This is a genomic window from Kitasatospora sp. NPDC059571 (assembly GCF_042735675.1).
GTDB lineage: Bacteria > Actinomycetota > Actinomycetes > Streptomycetales > Streptomycetaceae > Kitasatospora.
This window is the reverse complement of sequence record NZ_JBHWBW010000856.1, coordinates 1-1,201: the sequence shown is the minus strand read 5'-3', so window position 1 is coordinate 1,201 and position 1,201 is coordinate 1. Positions and strand designations below refer to the sequence as shown.

General features: G+C 74.4%; 2 protein-coding genes. Both read left to right on the top strand.

Features of this window, described 5'->3' with window-relative positions; genetic code table 11:
* Window positions 1-729: phosphopantetheine-binding protein (locus tag ACFV0G_RS39560; protein ID WP_380558840.1), on the top strand; the 729-nt coding region annotated here is incomplete at its 5' end.
* Window positions 730-776: 47 nt separating this feature from the next.
* On the top strand, window positions 777-1,201 hold a 425-nt coding region (locus ACFV0G_RS39555; RefSeq protein ID WP_380558837.1), incomplete at its 3' end, for a beta-ketoacyl synthase N-terminal-like domain-containing protein.

Genomic DNA, 1,201 nt, shown 5'->3' with positions numbered 1-1,201 from the left:
GGCGTGCAGGCGCTGTCCGCCGCCGAGGGCCTCGCCCTGCTCGACGCCGCGGGCGACCGCGACGAGGCCGTCCTGGTGCCGATCCGCCTCGACCTCGCCGGGCTCCGCGCCCAGGCCGAGGCGGGCATGCTGCCGCCCGTCCTGCGCGGCCTGGTCCGGGCGACCACCCGCCGGGCCGCCGGGACGGCCGCCCCCGCCGCCGGTCCGTCGCTGGCGGAGCGCCTGCGCGGCGTGCCCGAGGAGGACCACGAGGCCGTACTGCTGGACCTCGTCCGATCCGAGGTCGCGGCCGTGCTGGGCTACCCGGGCGCCGGGTCCGTGGACCCCGGTCGGGCGTTCAAGGACCTCGGGTTCGACTCGCTGACCGCCGTGGAGCTGCGGAACCGCCTCAACGCGGTCACCGGTCTGCGGCTGCCCGCCACCCTCGTGTTCGACTACCCGACTCCGGCGGCCCTGGTGGCGCTGCTGCGCGCGGAGGCCGTGCCCGACCCCGCGGCGGCCGTCCTGCCGCTGCTGGCCGAGCTGGACCGGCTGGAGGCCTCCCTCGTGGGGGTCCCGGCCGACGACGAGGGCCACCTGCGGGTCGCCCACCGGCTCCAGTCGCTGCTCACCCGGTGGAACGACCAGCAGACCGCCCCGGCGGAGAACGCCGCCGTCACCGAGGAACTCGCCGAGGCCACCGATGACGACCTCTTCGACTTCATCGGCAAGGAATTCGGCATCTCCTGACCCCGCCACCGCCCGACCCACCGCACCATCCTGAAAGGTGATCCGACATGCCGGCAGACCAGGCGGCCGAGGACAAGCTCCGGTACTTCCTCAAGCGCGTCACGGCGGACCTCCACGAGACACGCCGACGGCTGAAGGAGATGGAGGACGGCGAGCACGAGCCGATCGCCATCGTCGGCATGGCCTGCCGCTTCCCCGGCGGGATCGAGTCGCCGGAGGACCTGTGGCACCTGGTCGCCGACGGGCGGGACGCGGTGTCCCCCTTCCCCGAGGACCGCGGCTGGGACGTCGAGAACCTGTACCACCCCGACCCGGACCACCCGGGTACCTCGTACGTCCGGGAGGGCGGGTTCCTGCACCGGGCGGGCGAGTTCGACCCGGGGTTCTTCGGGATCAGCCCGCGTGAGGCGATGTCGATGGACCCGCAGCAGCGGCTGCTGCTGGAGACCTCCTGGGAGGCGTTCGAGCGGGC